The organism is Thioclava sp. L04-15 (genome assembly GCF_002020275.1).
In the GTDB taxonomy this organism is placed as follows: Bacteria; Pseudomonadota; Alphaproteobacteria; order Rhodobacterales; family Rhodobacteraceae; genus Thioclava; species Thioclava marina.
On sequence record NZ_MPZW01000006.1, the window covers coordinates 22,013 to 39,901 of the forward strand.

Sequence of the window (17,889 nt, forward strand, 5' to 3'; positions counted from 1 at the left end):
CGTTACTGCGTCGTGACAGCCCCGGCGGTTGCCCCGGCCACCGCACCCACGGGACCCGCCACGACAAGCCCGCCCACGCCACCGGTCGCGGCGCGTTCGGTCACGGTATCGCCGCAGGCCGCAAGCATGCCCACGAGGCCCATCGCCATCAAAAGTGCTAGACTACGCATCTCATTTTCCTCTCCGGTCAATCAGCCGCGAAGGCGGCCAGCCATCAGGAAGACGCGCGATCCCCTCTCCCGGTTCCCCGGCTCAGGGGTCAGTTGGTCTTGGTGACGACGCCAAGCCCGGCCCCGACGACCGCGCCCACGGGCCCCGCCACGACCAGGCCACCCACACCGCCCGTCGCCGCGCGCTGCTCCGTGGTGTCTCCGCACGCCGCCAGCCCTGCCAGTACGGCCCCCACGAGAAAGTATCGAACGATCCGCATCTCAGTCTCTCCAGTCACAAGAAAAGGGCGGCCCCGCAGGGCCGCCGCTTGATCTCTTAGTTGCCACCCGGCGTCGGCAGCGGCGGCAAGCCGCCCGGAGCGGGCGCACCCGGAGCGGGCGCTCCACCCGGCGCCCCGAGCGGCGGCAAGCCACCGAACCCGGGAAGACCGCCACCATCCAGCCCCGGCATGGTCGGCAGCTTGATCTCGACCGTGGAAGGATCCACGACCTTGCCCTTGTAGTGCATCACCATGCCCGGGAAGGCGATCACGATGGCGATCATCGCGATCTGGATGAACACGAAGGGAATGGCCCCCCAGTAGATCTGCGAGGTCTTCACAGGCTCCATCTTCTTGCCGGTGACCTTGTCGATATAGGGCACCTTGGCCGCGACCGAGCGCAGGTAGAATAGCGCGAAGCCGAAGGGTGGGTGCATGAACGAGGTCTGCATGTTCACGCCCAGGATGACGCCGAACCAGATCAGGTCGATCCCCAGCTTCTCGGCGGCGGGCGCCAGAAGCGGCACGATGATGAACGCCAGTTCGAAGAAGTCGAGGAAGAAGGCCAGGAAGAACACCAGCAGCGAGACCACGATCAGGAAGCCCAGCTGGCCGCCCGGAAGCGAGGTCAGCAGGTGCTCGACCCAGATCTGCCCGTTCACGCCGTAGAAGGTGAGCGAGAAAACCCGCGCCCCCAGCAGGATGAAGAGCACGAAGGCCGACAGACGGGTCGTCGCGGCCAGCGCGTCGCGCACCACCTGATAGGACAGGCGTTTCTTCACTGCCGAGAGCACGAGCGCACCCACCGCACCCATCGCACCACCTTCGGTCGGCGTAGCCACGCCGAGGAAGATCGTGCCAAGCACGAGGAAGATCAGCGCCAGCGGCGGGATCAGCACGATGACCACCTGCTGCGCCAGACGGCTCATCAGGTTGGTCTTCAGCCCCTTGTCGAGCAGTGCCACGACATAGATCGCGATCACCGCCACGCCTGCCGCGATGATCTCGGCGTTGTTGACGCTCGACCCGCTCGCCTCGAAATACTTCTCGGCGAAGATGTAGATGGCCACGGCGCCCGCAAGCGCCACGATCAGCGACATCACGCCAGAACCCAGCGTGCGCGCCTCTTTCGGCAGCGCGGGCATCGAGTGCGGCTTGATGATCGACATCACCAGCACGTAACCAAGGTAGATGCCGGTCAGCACCAGACCCGGGATCAGCGCGCCCTTGTACATATCGCCCACCGAGCGGCCGAGCTGGTCGGCCAGAACGATCAGGACGAGCGAGGGCGGGATGATCTGCGCGAGCGTGCCTGACGCCGCGATGACGCCGGTCGCCACCTTCCGGTCATAGCCGTAACGCAGCATGATCGGTAGCGAGATCAGACCCATCGCGATCACCGAGGCCGCGACGACGCCCGTGGTGGCGGCCAGAAGCGCGCCCACGATGATCACCGCATAGGCCAGACCGCCGCGCACCGGGCCGAAGAGCTGGCCGATCGTGTCGAGAAGGTCCTCGGCCATGCCGGATTTCTCCAGCACGATCCCCATGAATGTGAAGAATGGAATGGCCAGGAGTGTCTCGTTACTCAAGACCCCCCAGAAGCGTTCCGGCATCGCGTTCAGCAATGGCCAGCTGAGGTTGATCGAGCCACCCGAGTAGCCCGAAAGCTCGACGCCGATGACGAAGAACAAAAGACCGTTGGCGGCGAGCGCGAAGGCCGCCGGATAGCCGATCAGCAGGAAGACGATCAGCGAGACGAACATGATCGGGGCCATGTTCTGCGCGATAAGCTCAAGCATCAAAGGCCCTCCTCTTCGGCGATCGGATCATGACCGTGATGCCCCGCGCTGTCGGCATGGGGATCCTCGATCAGGCCGCGCATCACCGCGATCTTCTTGATGATCTCGGACACACCCTGGAAGAAGAGCTGCCAGAAGCCGATCAGCAGGAGCATCTTCGCCGGCCACAGGATCAGGCCGCCCGAGTTCGTGGACATCTCGCCCGAGTGCAGCGACAGCATCACGAAGGGCGTCAGCTTGAACAGCATCAGGATGACGAAGGGCATCAGGAAGAAGATGTGGCCGAGAAGGTCGATCCAATGCTGCACCCGGCGCGAGAAAGCGCCATAGACGATGTCGATCCGGATATGCTCGTTCTGCTTGAGCGTATAGGCCGCCGCTCCGAGAAACGCCGCGCCGAAGAGATACCATTGCAGTTCCAGCCAGGCATTCGACGACATGTCGAACAACTTGCGAACGATGGCGTTGGTCGCACTCACGAGGATCGACACGAGGATCAGCCAGGCAACTGCCTTGCCCACTCTTTCGTTGATGGTGTCGATCAGTCGTGAAAGGGCCAGCAAAGCGCCCATCTCACTTCCTCCCTAGTTTCTTGCCCCGCCTCAGGGCCATTGCTCCCGTGATTGACCGAGCGGACAAGAAAGGTCAAGCAATTAAGGGCAATCTGGTATAATCACTTGACCACCTCCGACGGCTCCCACCCCAACGCGATCGAATTTCAGGCCCATTTCGCCTCACCCTGCGTCACGCGATGCTCAATTCCCCGCGACGGGACCACCGTGAATTTCGCAAAGTTGCGACGGCAATCGCAGCTTGCGCAATTTTCGGGAAAAAATTTGGCCACCCGCGACACTTTATTCAGGCTTTGGGCATTGACGCCCCCTCCGAGCGCTCATAATGTCCGCGCGAAGCATCGAAAAAGGAATTCGCGATGAATGCGATTCTTCTTGTCATCGTAGGAGCCAAGCGCATGGGCCGGTAACGGTTTGACCATGAAGGTTCCCATGCGCCCCCGCCTCAAAGCCGGGGGCTTTTTCTTGACAGGACGATGCGGCGACGACAGACGGGGCTGGACCCGTTGGCGGGAATATGGAGTGAGCATATGGCACGGCAGATGACCGGCGCGAAGATGGTGGTGCAGGCGCTGAAGGATCAGGGGGTCGATACGATCTTCGGCTATCCCGGCGGCGCGGTTCTTCCGATCTACGACGAGATTTTCCAACAGAACGACATTCATCACATCCTCGTCCGCCACGAGCAGGCCGCCGTCCACATGGCCGAGGGCTATGCGCGCTCGACGGGCAAACCCGGCGTGGTGCTGGTGACCTCGGGCCCGGGCGCGACCAATGCGGTGACCGGCCTGACCGACGCGCTGATGGACTCGATCCCTCTCGTGGTGTTCACCGGCCAGGTCCCGACCTTCATGGTGGGCACCGACGGGTTCCAGGAGGCCGACACCGTGGGCATCACCCGCCCCTGCACCAAGCATAACTGGCTGGTGAAGGATACCGACAAGCTCTCGGAGACGATCCATCAGGCCTTCCACGTCGCCACCTCGGGCCGTCCCGGCCCGGTGCTGATCGACATGCCCAAGGATGTGCAATTCGCGACCGGCACCTATACCCCGCCGAAGGCCGCGCGCACCGACAATTACCAGCCGCAGGTGAAGGGCGATCTCGAGGCGATCACCCAGCTCGTCGAGCTGATCGAACAGGCCGAGCGCCCGGTCTTCTATACCGGCGGCGGCGTGATCAACTCGGGCCCCGCCGCAAGCCAGTTGCTGCGTGAACTCGTGGACGCGACCGGCTTCCCGATCACCTCGACGCTGATGGGTCTGGGCGCCTACCCCGCCTCGGGCAAGTCGTGGCTCGGCATGCTGGGGATGCACGGGCTCTACGAGGCCAACCTCGCGATGCATGGCTGCGACCTGATGATCAACCTCGGCGCGCGCTTCGACGACCGGATCACCGGGCGCATCCCCGATTTCTCGCCGCGCTCGACCAAGGTGCACGTCGATATCGATGCCTCCTCGATCAACAAGATCATCCCGGTCGAACTGCCGATCCTCGGCGATATCGGCCATGTGCTCGAAGATGTGCTCAAGGTCTGGAAAGCGCGCGGGCGCAAGGTCAACAAGGTCGGGCTCGAGAAATGGTGGAAGAAGATCGACGAGTGGCGTGCGGTGAATTGCCTCGCCTACACCAACTCGGAAAAGACGATCAAACCGCAATACGCTTTGCAGCGCCTCGAAGAGCTCACCAAGGGCATGGATCGCTACATCACGACCGAGGTCGGCCAGCACCAGATGTGGGCCGCGCAGTTCCTCGGCTTCGAGGATCCGAACCGCTGGATGACCTCGGGCGGCCTCGGCACGATGGGCTACGGCTTCCCTGCCTCGATCGGCGTGCAGATTGCCCATCCCGACGCGCTCGTGATCAACGTGGCGGGCGAAGCGAGCTGGCTGATGAACATGCAGGAAATGGGCACCGCCTCGCAGTTCCGCACGCCCGTGAAGCAGTTCATTCTCAATAACGAGCGCCTCGGCATGGTCCGCCAGTGGCAGGAGCTGCTGCATGGAGAACGCTACTCGCAGAGCTGGTCTGAAAGCCTGCCCGATTTCGTGAAGCTCGCCGAAAGCTTCGGCTGGAAGGGGATCCAGGTCTCCGACCCCGCCGAGCTCGACGATGCGATCATGGAGATGATCAATTACGACGGGCCGGTGCTGTTCGACTGCCTCGTCGAGAAGCACGAGAACTGCTTCCCGATGATCCCGAGCGGCAAGCCGCATAACGAGATGCTGCTGGCCGCCGATGCCGATGCCTTCAAGGAAGGCGCGACGCTGGTGTGATCGCGGCCGGGGGCGCTGCCCCCGGACCCCCGGGATATTTGGAACAATTCGAAGATCGGGTCCGAACAACGTAAAGGAGAGAGGCAATGGCCGCTCTGAAGATCAAGAAAGGCTCCTCGAGCCACTCCGCCTACGACCTGCGCGACAGCCACAGCCAGATCGAGAGCTCGCATACGCTCGCCGTGATCGTCGATAACGAGGCGGGCGTTCTGGCCCGCGTGATCGGACTGTTCTCGGGGCGCGGCTACAATATCGACAGCCTCACCGTGGCCGAGGTCGATCACAAGGGTCACAAGAGCCGGATCACCGTCGTCACCCGCGGCACCGAGAGCGTGATCGACCAGATCAAGGCGCAGCTCGGGCGGATCGTGCCCGTGCACGAGGTGAAGGACCTGACCGTCGAGGGCTCGCCGGTCGAGCGCGAACTGGCGCTGATCAAGGTTTCGGGCACGGGCGACAAGCGTATCGAGGCTCTGCGTCTGGCAGAGATCTTCCGCGCCAATGTGGTGGACTCGACGCTTGAGAGCTTCGTCTTCGAGATCACCGGCACGCCCGAGAAGATCGACGCTTTCGCCGATCTGATGCGCCCGCTGGGTCTGGCCGAGGTCGCCCGCACCGGCGTCGCGGCCCTCTCGCGCGGGGTCTGAGCGGCCCGATCATGGCCTCGGACCGTCCCGCGCTTGGCGTCATCATCGTCACCTATCGCTCTGCCGATGTGATCGGGGCGTGCCTTGCCTCGCTGCGCGCGGCGACGGGTGTCGCGCTGCATGTGGTCGTGGTCGACAATGCCTCGCCCGATGACACGGTCGATGTGATCCGTGCCGCGGTTCCCGATCTGATGGGAGCGGCGGAGGCGGGTCAGGAAGGGATTGCGCTGATCGAGGCCGGAACCAATGGCGGGTTCGCGGCGGGCGTCAACCTCGGACTGGCCCGGCTGGCGGCAAATCCGGGCCTTGAGCGCTTCTGGCTGCTCAATCCCGATTGCGTGGTGCCTCCCGAGACGCCTTATCTGCTCGCAACCCACGATCCGGGGCCGCGCGGGGCGGCGATGATCGCACATCGGGTGGTCTATGGCGACGATCCGGAGAAGATCCAGATCGATGGCGGGGTGATCGACCGGCGCACCGGGATCACCCATAACCTCAATCAGTTCGCTCCTGCGAGTTCCCCTGCCCCCGACCCATCGCGGATCGATTTCGTGACCGGGGCGAGCCTTGTCGCCACCCGCGCCTTTGTCGAGCGCGCGGGGCCGATGACCGAGGAATATTTCCTTTATTACGAAGAGGTCGACTGGGCGTTGCGCCGGGGCGATCTGCCGATTTCCTTTTGTGAAGGCGCGGTCGTGCGGCATGTCGCGGGCACCGCGATCGGCTCGCAGCGGATGGGCTCGGTCGCCTCGCCCTTCTCTCAATATTTCAAGCACCGCGCCCGGGCGATGTTCCTGCGCCGCCACTTCCCCAAAGGGCTGATCGGCGGCGCGCTCTGGTCGCTCGCGAAGGCCGCGCAACTCGGCGCCAAGGGCCATCGGCCAGAAGCCGGCGCGCTGCTGCGCGGCTTCTTCGGGATGGCCCCGCCTGCGGACGTTCTGGCGGCGCTCAGCCCGGACGCGCGGGCCAAGATCGGGCGTTAGCGGGGGGTGCGGCGATGCGTCTGGGCAAAGCGCGTATAGGCTGCGCTGCGCTGCCCGGACCTGCGCCCCACGGCGTCTTCTCCATTCGCTGAAGCGTCAGTCTCGCTGCGGTCGTCGGTGGAGCGTTTCTTCACCTCTTCCGTTAGCATCCACATGCCCGCACCGAAAAGGAAGAAAGTGAAGGCGTAAATCGATTCCCAGACATAGACGGTGCAAAGCGTGAAGGTCATGCCCGCGAAGGTGAAGACCCAGGACCTGCGGAAGTTCTGCATCCTAACGTCGCCGCTGAAATCGCGGAACATCACCTTGAAGAGCCCCCAGAGATACCCCGCCGTTACCAGCACGAACCCCGGAATGCCGTAACGGACCGCCATCACCAGCCAGAAATTGTCCATGCTCCCCGAATACATGTACCAGGGCCGCACCCAGTCGTTGAGACCGATGCCGAAGATCGGGTTCGCCCAGACATTCTTGAGGCCCCATTCGAAGATGATGGTGCGCCAGTAGGCGGTATGGGCCGAGAAGGTCGCATAACTCAGGAAAACCATGATCGCCGAGCGGTTCGAGATCAGATCCACCGTCACGTAAGCGAGGCTCACCAACCCGACCAGAAGCCACCAGCGCCACTCCAGACGTCGCAGCGCGATGTACCAGCCGATCAGTCCGATCTGCAAAAGAAGCGAGAGCAGCGCACCCGAAGACAGGGCGAGAAAACCGTTGAGCAGGATAAGCCCGCTCGCCACGATCCGCCACGACAGCGACTTGATCCCGTCGAAGGCCACGAAGGCGAAGGCGAAAACCACCGAACAATAAAGCCCGAAATGAATTGGATGAGCGAAGGGCCCCTGGACGCGCTCAAGTCCCATACGGGGATCTTGATAGTTGATCGTGATCGTTCCCATGCCGGGGATCTTGTCGATCAGGGTCGGGATCAAGGTGGTGCCGGTTTTCGTCTCATATAGCGAAAACACCGTCATCAACAGGACCGACCAGATCAGAACGCGGCCGAGCGCCGCGAAATCCTCGCGGGTGCGAATGAAGGCGCGCCCCATGAGATACCCGCCGAAGAACTCGATCCCGACCGAGCCCGCTTGCTGGATCACCCGGTCCGGATTGTTTACCGCGAGGGCGATCGACAGCCAGATCGTGTGAAACAGGAAAAGCCAGTCGACCGGCAAGATACGCCCGTAGCGTCCGGTGAAAAGACGGATGAAAAGCGGCACCGTCATCACCATCAGGACGAGACGCGGACCGGTCAGCGCAAGCGAGCCGAGGTTGAACTTGAAAGGAAACAGGATCGCCAACAGGAAGATGAAGACGGGCAAAGGCAATTTCGTCTTTGCCAGTGCTGCGTCGGGAAGAGCCCCGGCCAGCGAACCGTATCGAGCGGCACCATAGGCCTCGCGCCCCAGGGCGCCGGCCCGCATCACCGCATCGCTCCGGTCACCGTGGGGCCGCTCGCGTCAAGATCGATCGCCGAGAGCTCGCCATGGAAGCTGTCCTTGTTGCCGAAAGGATTGCCGAAGGCCAGCCCCCAATATTCCATCTTGCGCACCCGCCCCGAGACAGTGCCCTTTCCGATCACCTCGTCGCCCGCAAGCACCTCGAAGAGCTTGTCGCGCGAGGAATAGCGCAACGTGATGTCGTGCCACTCCCCGTCGAAGAGCGCGATCGCCTTGGTGCGCAAGAACAGGCGCTGTCCAGTCTCGGGCCGGAAATCAACGGTGAAACTGCCTCGCCCCGTGGCCTTCACGAAGAGCGACTGATGCACGCGCAGGAGCTCGCCTGCGGATTTGTAATCCCCCATCGCCCGAAGCCGCAAATGGAGGTTGAAACGGTCGGCCCCGAAGAAGGGAGCGATCATGCCGGGCGGAATTTCCAACGCCCCATCGCCGCGACCGAACTCGATCGCACCGGGACTGAGAGGCAAGGTGTCGAGCGCCTCGGGTTCGGCGCCCACATGCGAGATGATCCGGCCGAGTTGCGGATCATAGCTAACCACACGCTCGTCGATGACCGCGATACGGCCCGAGCTTGAGGCCGCGCGACCGTCGGGCAGCGTCACCTTCAGCGCGACATTGTAGATCCCGGGCTCGGCAAAGCGCAGCGGCACGTCCGCGCCCTCGATCTTTCCGGTTTGCGCAATCGTCCAGTCATAGCGCACCTCTTCGGGGTTCACCCCGTCGGGCAATAGCGTCTTGCGCGCGTCAAAGAGCATGTCGAGCCCGCCCTCGGGCGCGCGATCGAAGCGCATCACCGGCTGGAAGCCATGCGTTCGATCGAGCGTATCAAGCATCGGCGCGCCCACGCCAGAGCCGGCCAGAGCACCGCCGGGCAGATAGGAGAAATTGGTCAGGTCGTCAGGCAGACCGGTACGCGCTGCCACGAAGAGTGCATCGTAGAAATCTGCCCGCCCCGGCGTCGTATCCTGAATCAGGAGATTGCCGCTCACGCGCCAGTCAGCCTGTCCGACCGGCCCTGCGATCTCGCTGACCGCATTGCGCGCGATCATCACGTCGCGCGACGTCTTTGCCACCCGTATCTGCGGAATCCAGAGCACCGGATCGCGCGTCTCACCTTCGGAAAAAACGTTGTGGATCAGCGTGTTGTTTTCGACCTTAACGCCATCGGCCTGCCCCACCGTAATCCCGTGCAGATGCGCATTGACGATCACGTTGTCGCGGATCTCGACGTTGCGAAAGAACATCTCCTCGCCCGCCTCGCCGCGATCGACGAGTTCGTTGCGCATCAGGATCGACTGGGTAAACCCGCCCAATCCCGAATTCAGCACATTGCCCGCAATCACGATATCGCGGCTCGGGCGCTCTGTTCCGGCGGTCCAGAACTGGATCATGTCGGCATGATCGCCGGTGTCGATCGCACGCCGGAAATCGTGGATATGATTGCCGACAATCCGCACTCGTTCGACCTGCGCGAAATTGAGCCCGTCCATCCGCATCGCGTGGATGTCGTTATCCTCGAGCGTCAGATCGGTGCAGTCGGTGATAATCGCTCCGCGATAGAACCCCCGAAACTCGTTGCGCGAAAGCGTTATCTCGGTCGAGGAGCGCAGCGCCAACCCGAAGCCAGTCGGCAAGGGGCCAAGCTCGGGCTGGACAGGATCGGGCGGCGCCACATCGCCGTCGAAGAGACTGTCGCGGATCTGCAAATCCCGCGTGGTGAAGACCTGGAAAGGGCGCGTATTGGCGGCATCGCCTGGGGTATAGGTGTAATCGAAGGTGAGATTTTCGAGCACGAGATGGCTCACCTCGCGTAGATCCATGGTCTCGATCCGGGCTGGCTTTTCCGGATCGGCGGAACGGATCACGATCGGTGCCTCGGGCTCGCCCGCCTTCTTGTAGAGCGTCAGCGCAGGATAATTTCCCGGCGCGATTTCAACCACATCTCCCGCAGCGATACGCGAGAGGGCTTCCGTCAACTCCTGCGGTGACCCGACTTTCCAATCCTTGGCGAAAACCGGACCCGCGAGCACCAAAGCGAGCGCACAGCCCAGGAGCCCGCGCCGAAAGGCACGGGCAAGATGCCCTTGTTCTGTCGCGATCTGCTCCATCGCTTCCTGCCTGTCTTGGCGACTTTGTTAACGCCGCTCTAACCTTGTCTTACGTCAAAAATAGGGCGCGGGCGTTCGTTCGGGCAAGGATTTTCACGTTCCGAGGGCAGAGGCGGTCCGATTGTGGCCCTCGCGCCGCTAGAGCTTGCCGAAGAGCGCCTGACGCAACATCCAGCCCATCCGCGCAAGCCGCAACCGAGCCAGCGTCCCGATCGCCCGCATCCGCTCGCCCGCGCCGCTCAGTCCCGGGTGACGCAGCACCTTGGGGATATGGGCGAGGATCGAGACCGGCATCAGGAGCGCCTTGCCCGCCCAACGCAGCCGGTCCATGGCGCCCGAGCCGTTCACGCCAAAGCCCTCCTCGGTCAGCCGCCGCCACTTGCGGCTCAGTGCCGCCCAGTCCTGCCGAGAGGGATGACCCACGCGCAGCTCTTCCGCATAGACGAGGCGATACCCTTTCGCGGTCGCGCGGCGGCACCAGTCGAGATCCTCCGACAGCCCCGCGATGAACGGCCCCGTCGCCTCGAAGACGTCGCGACGGGTCACGAGATTACCCGTGCCGGAAAACCCCTTCTCCTCGATATAGCGGCGGAAATCGAAGGCGAAGACGGTCTCGAAGGCTTCCGCGCCCGAGCGCGGCGGCGGGGTCTCGTCGAAGACGAAGACATGCCCGCCGACAAGATCGCCCCTCTCGGCCACGGCAAAGGCCGTCGCGATCCAGTCGGGATCGGCCACGCAATCGCTGTCGATGAAGAAAAGCCGCGGCGCTGTCGTCTCGGCCACACCGCGATTGCGCGCCTCGGCCGCGCCTTTCTTCGCCTCGGTCACGATCCGCAGATCGGGGTAAGCAGCGCGGATCGGGGCCAGATCGACGGTGGAATTATTGTCCACCACCAGCAATTCGCAGCGCGCATCAAGCTGCGGCGCGAGCGTGTCGAGGCAGCGGATCAGCCGCTCGACATCGTTGTAATGCGGGATGATGACAGCGGCCTCGACCATCACAGCGCCTCCATCAACTGCAACAGCGCCGCGTCATAGGCTGAAAGCCGGTCCAGCCCGCGCGCCAAAGCCGCGCGCGCCTCTTGGGCAAGCGCCGCTCGATTGGTGAATCCGTCCTGCAACGCGGTCATCACCGCATCCGCATCGGCCTTTGTGCAATCGATCGTATGGGCGTAACCCAGCGCGCCGAACAGCCCCTCGAACTTGCGGCTATAGGCGAGCGGCACGACCGGCACGCCCGAGGAAAACGCCGCGATGCAGGCATGCATCCGCGCGCCCGCGAAGAAATCCATTCCCGCGATATAGCTCTTGGCTTCTGACGGGCTGGCGAAAGCGGGCGCGCAGATCACGCCATGCGCCTCGGCCAATGCGGCGCTGGCGCGGTAATCATCCTCGATCACCATCGGCCCTTCCGCGACGATCACATGGGGCACGAGATGGACCTCCGCCCCCTGCCCCTTGAACCACTCGATCGCGCGCGCCATCAGCGCCGGGTAATCGAGTGTCATGCCGAAATCATTGCCCCCGTGATAGCCCCCCGCCATCAGCAGCCCCGAAACGTTGAGACCGACACGGACCGGGCCATTGTCCCGCGACTGAGGGGCGTCATACGGCAGCCGCAATGCGAGATCGGAGGCCAGAACGGAGGGCCCACGATTGCCCAGCTCACGCAGCGCGGCTTGCGAGCGTTCGTCACGCACCGCGACGAGTGCCGAGCGTTTCAGCGTCGCCGCCGCCAGCCAGCGCGCCCAGCGTTTCGAGAACGGGCCGACGGTCTGGGGCGCGACCACCAGAGGGGTGCGCCCGAGATGGGTCGCGAATTTCATCCAAAACATCTTCAGGAGCCGATTGGCCCCGTAGATATCCGCGAAACTGTCGCCGCCGCCCACGTCGATCACCAGATCCGCCGCCTTAACTTCAGCAAGCAAGCCATTGGGTGATTTAAGAAAAGCACCATCGACCTCAATCAACCGCAGGTCATCGCCCGCGACATAGGGCGCGCGGCGGTCCTTCCAGTCGAGCACGGTGATCTCCAGCGCCCGGCCCGCCTTCGCGGCCAGATCGCGCAGCAAGGCAATCTCGGAGACCGTCAACGCGCCGACGCCCAGATTGTCGGAGCGCGTCGAATGAAAGATCAGGCAGATGCGCAGGGGGCGTCTCATGCTTGCCTCCGCAACGCACGGCGCAGCGTGCCCAGAAAATTGCGCGCGTTCCGCGAAAGCGGGTTCTGGCGCGCACAGGCACGCAGGTTGAGCCCTTCGTAACGCGGCACCGGCCGCAGCATCAGCTTCAGCGCTGCAAGGCGCGCGAAAAGCGCCCGTCGCCTCTCGCGCTGCCCGGGCTGGATCGCAGCGAGCTCTGCCACGTCGAAAGGTTGGGTCTCAAGCGCACCTGCCCCCTCCGCCTCTGACAGAAGCTCGACCCCGAGTGCCGTGCGCGCCACGATCAGGCTTTGCCCCGGCGCCTCGTCAAAGATCGGATATCCACGCGGATCCGCCTCCCACGCATCTGCGAAAACCAGATCAGCCGCGCCCCCCGTGCCGTCGGCGCAGATCTTGCAACGATGCTGGACATGACCCGAGAGCACCCCGCCCCAAGCCTCGTGATAGGACATCTCGCGCTCGGTTCCGTCATTCAGCTTGGCGACGGCCCGACCGGGCCAGCCATTGCCGCGATAGCGAAAGCTCTCGAGACGATCGGCATCCGCCCCCATCGCGGCGAGAAGCTCTTCGGCCCCGCGCGCACTTGGCACGCCGGCACAGAAGAAAGACAGGATCACCGGAAAGGTATGAGCGATCGCCGGATCTCGCGCGGCAGCCGCGCGCAGCGCCGCCGCATCGCAGGGCTTGCCGATGAACGCGTGACGCCGCCCCGATGCGCGCAACGCCGCAAGCCCAGCAAGTGGCGCGGAGGGCGCATAGCGTGAGCCCGCCGAGGCGAGGATGTGAGCACGTGCCGTACTGATCCGTGTCCGATTGCCGGTCGGGTTCGCTGGATCGGCTTCGATCTGCACAACCGCATCGACCCGCCCCGTCTCCAGAAGATGTGCAGCGAGTGCCGAGAGCGCCCCACCCGAGGCTCCCGCATGACGCAAGGCGGGATCAGTGGAAAAGCCGGTCTTCATTCGCTCGAACGGCCCCCAGAGCACCTCCTGCCCCGGCTTCGCGGGCCGCGCGCTTTGACCGAGCCCCGGACAGCTCGCCGCGATCGCAGCCTCCTGCGCGGCCGGGATCGGGCCGCGCTGCACTGGCCGCAGGAACCCGCGCGCATCGACTGCCATCGTCACCGCCTCGGGCGCAAGTCCGGCGCAGAGCCCACAGCCCGCGCAAAGATCACCAGCCGCCACGAGAGAAAGCGCGGCGCTCGGCGGCGTCGGGGTCTGGGCTTGGGTGGTCATGCTCGATCATTCTCGTTTTGCGACGCAGTTGAACAGCAAAGCCGGAGTCCTGACAAGTCTGCGGCGCGGCGCGGGATGCGCGCTGCGTGGCGCTCATGTCACAGGTTCCCGCACCGGCATGAGGCAGTACGCTTGACCTCTCGGGTCGCGGCACAGGATTATGCGGATGAACCCGCGCGGATCTGACGTCTCGCGCCTTGCCGGACGAGAGATGCTTCGCACCGCCCTTCTGATCGTGACCGGAAACGCCTCCGCTTCGGCGTTGCTGCTGGCGCGCAACCTGTTGCTCGCGCGGCTGATCCCGGTGGCCGACTACGGCGTGGCCGCAACCTTCGCGATGATCATGGCGGTGATCGAGATGACCTCGACGCTGGGCTTGCAGCAACAGATCGTGCAGTCGAAGCGCGGGGATGAACCCGATTTCCAGGCCGCTCTCCAGGGCTTTCAGCTGCTGCGTGGGGGGCTGGGCGCGCTGGCGCTGCTGGTGCTGGCCGGACCGATCGCTCAGTTCCTGGGCATTCCGCAGGCAGCTTCGGCCTATCGCTGGCTGGCACTGGTGCCGCTCTTTAACGCGCTGCAGCATTTCGACATCCACCGCGCCCAGCGCGCCGGCCGTTATCGTCCGCTGATACTGACCGGCACCCTGCCCGCCCTTGTGGCCTTCATCGCGGTCTGGCCACTGGCACTGATCTTCAACGACTGGCGCGCGGCGCTCTGGGCGATCTTGCTATATGCGGCCCTCGGCGCGTTGACCTCGCATTTCGTCGCCGAGCGCCCCTACAGGCCGCGCCTCGATGGCCCCGTGATGCGCGAGAGCCTGCATTTTGGGATGCCGCTCCTTGCGAATGCAGCGCTGATGTATCTGGTCTTTCAGGGCGACAAGATCATCGTCGGGCGGCTTGCGGGCATGGAGGAGCTGGCGATCTTCGCGATGGGGATGACACTGACACTGACGCCCTCGTTGATCGGTGCGAAATCGGTACAGAACTTGTTCCTGCCGAAACTGTCGAGCGCACATGGGCGCGATGACGCAGCCGAGCATCGCCGGTTCGCCGCGGCAACATTTGAGGGCATGTTCCTCACGGGCTCCACCCTCCTTCTGGGCACCCTCCTCGTGGGGCCGATCGTTGTCGTCGCAGTCTTGGGAGCAAAATATGCGAGCCTCCTACCGCTCCTGATCCCCTTTGCACTTCTCAACACGATCCGCGCCATCAAGAACGGGCCGAGCACGGTCGCGCTTTCCGCAGGACAGACCGATAACGGGCTCTGGGGGAACGTGCCGAGGATAGCGGTGCTCCCGCTCAGCTATTGGGCGTTGGTTCAGACAGGCTCGATGCTCCCCGTGATCTGGCTGGGCATTATCGGAGAGTTGGCGGGCTTGGCACTGGCGCTATGGCGCCTGTCGAAAGTGATGGAACTTCCCGAGGTGAACCGCGCGGCTCTCGCAACGGTCTTCACGATCCTGTCCGTTCTCGTGCTTGCTTACCTGCCCGCCCCGGGCAGCTCGGGCATTCTGGTTACCTGGATCGGTGCACTGGTGCTCGTCGCGGCGCAATTCGCGGGCCTCACCAACCTGAGGAGCTTTTTCAGCCGCGACCCGATGCCGCTGGCGTGAACCACCCTTCCGACCGCTCGGGAAGACCGTGAAAGGCGCCTTGGGTCGCTTGGCGGGGTTGCCTCAGTCCGAGACCTGCTTCACGAATTGCGACTTGAGGCCCATCGGGCCAATGCCGGGGATCTTGCAGTCGATGTCGTGATCACCCTCGACGAGCCGGATACCGCGCACCTTCGTGCCGACCTTCACCACCGAGGAAGAGCCCTTCACCTTGAGATCCTTGATCACGGTGACGGTATCGCCATCGGAAAGGACATTGCCGACCGCATCGCGCACCACGGCCTCGCCTTCCGCCTCGGCACCGGGCGACCACTCATGGCCGCATTCCGGGCAAATGAGCAGGGCATCCACCTGATACGTGAATTCGGAGGCGCATTCGGGGCACGGGGGCAGAGTCTCGGTCATGGCAAAAGCCATAAGCGCCGGACGCGCCTTGCGCCAGTCAAATCGCCCGCCTGCGACATGATCGACAGCCCGCGACGACCTCAGGCTTCGAGCTCGGTATCCCAGTAGAGGAAATCCATCCAGCTCTCATGCAGGTATCCCGGAGGAAAGCGCCGCCCGATACGCAGCATGTCTTCCGGCTGTGGCTGACGCGCGGGCTTGAGAAGGCGCATCCCGGAGCGTTCGAGCGGCTTGTTCGCCTTCCTGAGATTGCACGGCGCGCAGGCCGCCACGACATTCTCCCAGCTGGTGATCCCCCCGCGCGAGCGCGGAATGACGTGATCGAAGGTCAGATCGCCCTTCTTGCCGCAATACTGGCACTTGAATTCGTCCCTCAGAAAAAGATTGAAGCGCGTGAAAGCCACGCGCTTCTGGGGTCGGACATATTCTTTGAGGACGACGACCGAGGGGATCTTGAAGGCCTCGCGCTGGCTGCGCACCACCTCGTCATATTCGGCCAATATCGTGACCCTGTCGAGGAAGACCGCCTTTATCGCCTCCTGCCAGGGCCACAGCGATAGCGGGTAGTAGGAAAGCGGCCTGAAATCAGCGTTGAGCACGAGCGCGGGATGTCGCCTCAGCGCCGCTGGCTCGCGGGTGAATTGCGTTCGAAAATCGATCCTGTCGCATTCGTCCAGCATGGGTGACTCCGTCCTCGCCCTGTCGCCTGCCTCGGCCCAGGGGCGGGGTCCGCCCCTGCCTTAACGATAACTATATATGGCGTTCGCGATCTGGCAAGCCTCTTGATCTCGCGAATTGCTGCTCTGCAGCACGAATTATCAGAAGGCTGTGACAGGCAGGTGACGGATCAGCCGGGCAGCTTGTCGCGCAGGAAGGCAAGGGCCACGGAGAGACCATCGGGCGCGATGCCATGGCCGGTGCCCTTCATCACATGCGCGTAGGTATCAAAGCCGGCCGAAACCAGCGCGTCGCCCGCCTTGCCCATGTCCGAAAAGGGCACGACCGGATCCTGATCGCCATGTACGAGCAGCACGGGCGGTTTGCTGAGCGCCTCGCCCCCCAAAGCCTCGGGACGCAGCAGGCGGCCCGAGAACGCCACCAGAGCAGCCACAGGTTCGGCACGACGCGGCAGCACCTCGAGCGCCATCATCGTGCCTTGCGAGAAACCGATCACCGCAAGCTGCGCGGGGCTCAGCCCCTGCTCGTCCAGCACCGCGTCGAGAAACGCGTTGAGATCCTCGGCCGCCGCGCGCATCCCCTCGAGCGATTCCGTCTCGGTCGAATTGTCGAGCCAGGGGATCGGAAACCATTGCCGGCCATAAGGCGCCGCGCGACAGGGTTCGGGTGCATCGGGGGCTATGAAAAGCGTGTCGGGCAGATGCCCCCCCAGCGGATCGGCGAGTCCCAGCAGGTCCGCACCGTCCGCGCCATAGCCGTGCAGGAAGACCACCGCCGATTTCACCTGCCCCGATTGCGGCCCCTTGCGACCGGCTTCCAGCTTGCGCGTCATGGCGCCACTCCTTCACGTCTCTTGCACGCGGCGTAATAGGCCCAGAGCCCGCGCGCCGCAACCGCGCGCCAGGGCGACCAGACGGCGGAAAGCTCGTTGAACTGCTTGCGTTTCGGCCGCTCGGGCAGATCGAAGAGAAGACGCGCGCCCTCGGCCAGCGCCAGATCATCCACCGCGAAGACATCCGCGCGGCCCAGAGCGAAGATCAGATACATCTCGACCGTCCAGCGACCGATGCCCGGGATCGGCAGAAGCTGGGCGATCACCTCCTCGTCAGGCAGGACGCGCAGCCCTTCGAAATCGACGCCGGATCCCGCCAGTGCCTGGAGGTAGCGCACCTTCTGGCGCGAGAGGCCACAGGCGCGCAGATCATCCTCAGAAGCTCCCGCGATCGCGACGGGATCCGCGAAGCCTGCATCAAGCACCTTCGCGCGGATCGAATTGGCCGCCGCCACTGAAACCTGCTGACCGATGATCGCATCGCGCAGGGCGGCGAACCCGTCCTCGCGCCGGCGCAGGGGCCAGGGGCCCGTCATCTCGCAAACTTCGGCAAAACGCGGCTCGGCGCGGCACAGCCAGGCGGTGCCCTCTTCGATATCCGCCTCGCAAGTGATGATACGTCCGACCATGACCGCCACCCTGCCCTATCACGCGCGCGCTTGCCAGCCCTCTTCGCGCGCG

General features: G+C 64.1%; 17 protein-coding genes. 4 read left to right on the forward strand and 13 right to left on the reverse strand.

Translation table 11 applies throughout. The features are described from left to right. Positions 1 to 2 precede the first annotated feature (2 nt). From BMI90_RS18770 to BMI90_RS13380, 4 genes are all read right to left on the reverse strand, one after another. Positions 3 to 170 (reverse strand): hypothetical protein, encoded by a 168-nt coding sequence (locus BMI90_RS18770; RefSeq protein WP_168172786.1) that lies wholly within the window; start codon positions 168 to 170, stop codon positions 3 to 5. Positions 171 to 259: 89 nt separating this feature from the next. Continuing rightward, entirely contained in the window at positions 260 to 448 is a 189-nt protein-coding gene (locus tag BMI90_RS18595; RefSeq protein WP_146671292.1) for a hypothetical protein, read from the reverse strand. Positions 449 to 486: 38 nt separating this feature from the next. Then, positions 487 to 2,232: a TRAP transporter large permease subunit gene (locus BMI90_RS13375; protein ID WP_078529998.1), complete on the reverse strand. Its 1,746-nt coding sequence runs from the start codon at positions 2,230 to 2,232 to the stop codon at positions 487 to 489. After that, positions 2,232 to 2,804 carry a TRAP transporter small permease subunit gene (locus tag BMI90_RS13380; RefSeq protein ID WP_078529999.1) on the reverse strand — a complete coding sequence of 191 codons (573 nt, stop codon included), beginning with the start codon at positions 2,802 to 2,804 and terminating at the stop codon, positions 2,232 to 2,234. Before BMI90_RS13380 ends, BMI90_RS13375 begins: the two co-directional genes overlap by 1 nt. Before the next feature lie 530 nt (positions 2,805 to 3,334). Here BMI90_RS13380 and BMI90_RS13385 point away from each other — a divergent pair. The 3 genes from BMI90_RS13385 to BMI90_RS13395 all read left to right on the forward strand — a co-directional run bounded on the left by BMI90_RS13385 (position 3,335) and on the right by BMI90_RS13395 (position 6,710). Then, positions 3,335 to 5,080, forward strand: coding sequence for an acetolactate synthase 3 large subunit (locus BMI90_RS13385; protein WP_078530000.1), 1,746 nt, complete (start codon positions 3,335 to 3,337; stop codon positions 5,078 to 5,080). 86 nt (positions 5,081 to 5,166) lie between these two features. Then, a complete protein-coding gene (gene ilvN, locus BMI90_RS13390) occupies positions 5,167 to 5,727 on the forward strand; it encodes an acetolactate synthase small subunit (RefSeq protein WP_038079091.1) in 561 nt (186 codons plus the stop codon). Between the two features lie 11 nt (positions 5,728 to 5,738). Further along, the gene (locus tag BMI90_RS13395) at positions 5,739 to 6,710 is read left to right on the forward strand and encodes a glycosyltransferase family 2 protein (protein WP_078530001.1); all 972 of its coding nucleotides are present in this window, start codon (positions 5,739 to 5,741) and stop codon (positions 6,708 to 6,710) included. On the opposite strand, the gene BMI90_RS13400 is transcribed toward BMI90_RS13395, so the two are convergent. From BMI90_RS13400 to BMI90_RS13420, 5 genes are all read right to left on the reverse strand, one after another. Further along, positions 6,707 to 8,137 (reverse strand): O-antigen ligase family protein, encoded by a 1,431-nt coding sequence (locus BMI90_RS13400; RefSeq protein ID WP_078530002.1) that lies wholly within the window; start codon positions 8,135 to 8,137, stop codon positions 6,707 to 6,709. The genes BMI90_RS13395 and BMI90_RS13400 overlap by 4 nt on opposite strands. Further along, positions 8,137 to 10,281 (reverse strand): right-handed parallel beta-helix repeat-containing protein, encoded by a 2,145-nt coding sequence (locus tag BMI90_RS13405; RefSeq protein ID WP_078530003.1) that lies wholly within the window; start codon positions 10,279 to 10,281, stop codon positions 8,137 to 8,139. Before BMI90_RS13405 ends, BMI90_RS13400 begins: the two co-directional genes overlap by 1 nt. 138 nt (positions 10,282 to 10,419) lie before the next feature. Continuing rightward, entirely contained in the window at positions 10,420 to 11,280 is an 861-nt protein-coding gene (locus tag BMI90_RS13410; protein ID WP_078530004.1) for a glycosyltransferase family A protein, read from the reverse strand. After that, on the reverse strand, positions 11,280 to 12,443 hold the full coding sequence (locus tag BMI90_RS13415; RefSeq protein WP_078530005.1) for a polysaccharide pyruvyl transferase family protein: 1,164 nt from the start codon (positions 12,441 to 12,443) through the stop codon (positions 11,280 to 11,282). Before BMI90_RS13415 ends, BMI90_RS13410 begins: the two co-directional genes overlap by 1 nt. Beyond that, positions 12,440 to 13,678: a Coenzyme F420 hydrogenase/dehydrogenase, beta subunit C-terminal domain gene (locus BMI90_RS13420; protein ID WP_078530006.1), complete on the reverse strand. Its 1,239-nt coding sequence runs from the start codon at positions 13,676 to 13,678 to the stop codon at positions 12,440 to 12,442. Before BMI90_RS13420 ends, BMI90_RS13415 begins: the two co-directional genes overlap by 4 nt. A 211-nt stretch (positions 13,679 to 13,889) precedes the next feature. Here BMI90_RS13420 and BMI90_RS13425 point away from each other — a divergent pair, with 211 nt between their 5' ends. Beyond that, positions 13,890 to 15,293 carry an oligosaccharide flippase family protein gene (locus BMI90_RS13425; RefSeq protein WP_168172787.1) on the forward strand — a complete coding sequence of 468 codons (1,404 nt, stop codon included), beginning with the start codon at positions 13,890 to 13,892 and terminating at the stop codon, positions 15,291 to 15,293. Between the two features lie 63 nt (positions 15,294 to 15,356). Here BMI90_RS13425 and BMI90_RS13430 read toward each other — a convergent pair whose 3' ends face one another. The 4 genes from BMI90_RS13430 to BMI90_RS13445 form a co-directional block, all read right to left on the reverse strand. Next, on the reverse strand, positions 15,357 to 15,698 hold the full coding sequence (locus tag BMI90_RS13430) for a zinc ribbon domain-containing protein YjdM (RefSeq protein ID WP_078530188.1): 342 nt from the start codon (positions 15,696 to 15,698) through the stop codon (positions 15,357 to 15,359). A gap of 80 nt (positions 15,699 to 15,778) precedes the next feature. After that, entirely contained in the window at positions 15,779 to 16,378 is a 600-nt protein-coding gene (locus BMI90_RS13435; protein WP_078530008.1) for an HNH endonuclease, read from the reverse strand. A gap of 167 nt (positions 16,379 to 16,545) precedes the next feature. Beyond that, positions 16,546 to 17,208 carry an alpha/beta fold hydrolase gene (locus BMI90_RS13440; protein ID WP_078530009.1) on the reverse strand — a complete coding sequence of 221 codons (663 nt, stop codon included), beginning with the start codon at positions 17,206 to 17,208 and terminating at the stop codon, positions 16,546 to 16,548. Next, a complete protein-coding gene (locus tag BMI90_RS13445) occupies positions 17,205 to 17,837 on the reverse strand; it encodes a DNA-3-methyladenine glycosylase (protein WP_078530010.1) in 633 nt (210 codons plus the stop codon). The genes BMI90_RS13440 and BMI90_RS13445 overlap by 4 nt, the downstream gene beginning before the upstream one ends. Positions 17,838 to 17,889 lie beyond the last annotated feature (52 nt).

Coding starts and splice junctions, on each gene's coding strand:
- BMI90_RS13375 (WP_078529998.1), bottom strand. CDS start 2,232: ATGCTTGAGCTTATCGCGCAGAACATGGCCCCGATCATGTTCGTCTCG.
- BMI90_RS13415 (WP_078530005.1), bottom strand. CDS start 12,443: ATGAGACGCCCCCTGCGCATCTGCCTGATCTTTCATTCGACGCGCTCC.
- BMI90_RS13445 (WP_078530010.1), bottom strand. CDS start 17,837: ATGGTCGGACGTATCATCACTTGCGAGGCGGATATCGAAGAGGGCACC.
- BMI90_RS13400 (WP_078530002.1), bottom strand. CDS start 8,137: ATGCGGGCCGGCGCCCTGGGGCGCGAGGCCTATGGTGCCGCTCGATAC.
- ilvN (WP_038079091.1), top strand. CDS start 5,167: ATGGCCGCTCTGAAGATCAAGAAAGGCTCCTCGAGCCACTCCGCCTAC.
- BMI90_RS13425 (WP_168172787.1), top strand. CDS start 13,890: ATGCTTCGCACCGCCCTTCTGATCGTGACCGGAAACGCCTCCGCTTCG.
- BMI90_RS13430 (WP_078530188.1), bottom strand. CDS start 15,698: ATGACCGAGACTCTGCCCCCGTGCCCCGAATGCGCCTCCGAATTCACG.
- BMI90_RS13435 (WP_078530008.1), bottom strand. CDS start 16,378: ATGCTGGACGAATGCGACAGGATCGATTTTCGAACGCAATTCACCCGC.
- BMI90_RS13410 (WP_078530004.1), bottom strand. CDS start 11,280: ATGGTCGAGGCCGCTGTCATCATCCCGCATTACAACGATGTCGAGCGG.
- BMI90_RS13395 (WP_078530001.1), top strand. CDS start 5,739: ATGGCCTCGGACCGTCCCGCGCTTGGCGTCATCATCGTCACCTATCGC.
- BMI90_RS13420 (WP_078530006.1), bottom strand. CDS start 13,678: ATGACCACCCAAGCCCAGACCCCGACGCCGCCGAGCGCCGCGCTTTCT.
- BMI90_RS18770 (WP_168172786.1), bottom strand. CDS start 170: ATGCGTAGTCTAGCACTTTTGATGGCGATGGGCCTCGTGGGCATGCTT.
- BMI90_RS13380 (WP_078529999.1), bottom strand. CDS start 2,804: ATGGGCGCTTTGCTGGCCCTTTCACGACTGATCGACACCATCAACGAA.
- BMI90_RS13385 (WP_078530000.1), top strand. CDS start 3,335: ATGGCACGGCAGATGACCGGCGCGAAGATGGTGGTGCAGGCGCTGAAG.
- BMI90_RS13405 (WP_078530003.1), bottom strand. CDS start 10,281: ATGGAGCAGATCGCGACAGAACAAGGGCATCTTGCCCGTGCCTTTCGG.
- BMI90_RS13440 (WP_078530009.1), bottom strand. CDS start 17,208: ATGACGCGCAAGCTGGAAGCCGGTCGCAAGGGGCCGCAATCGGGGCAG.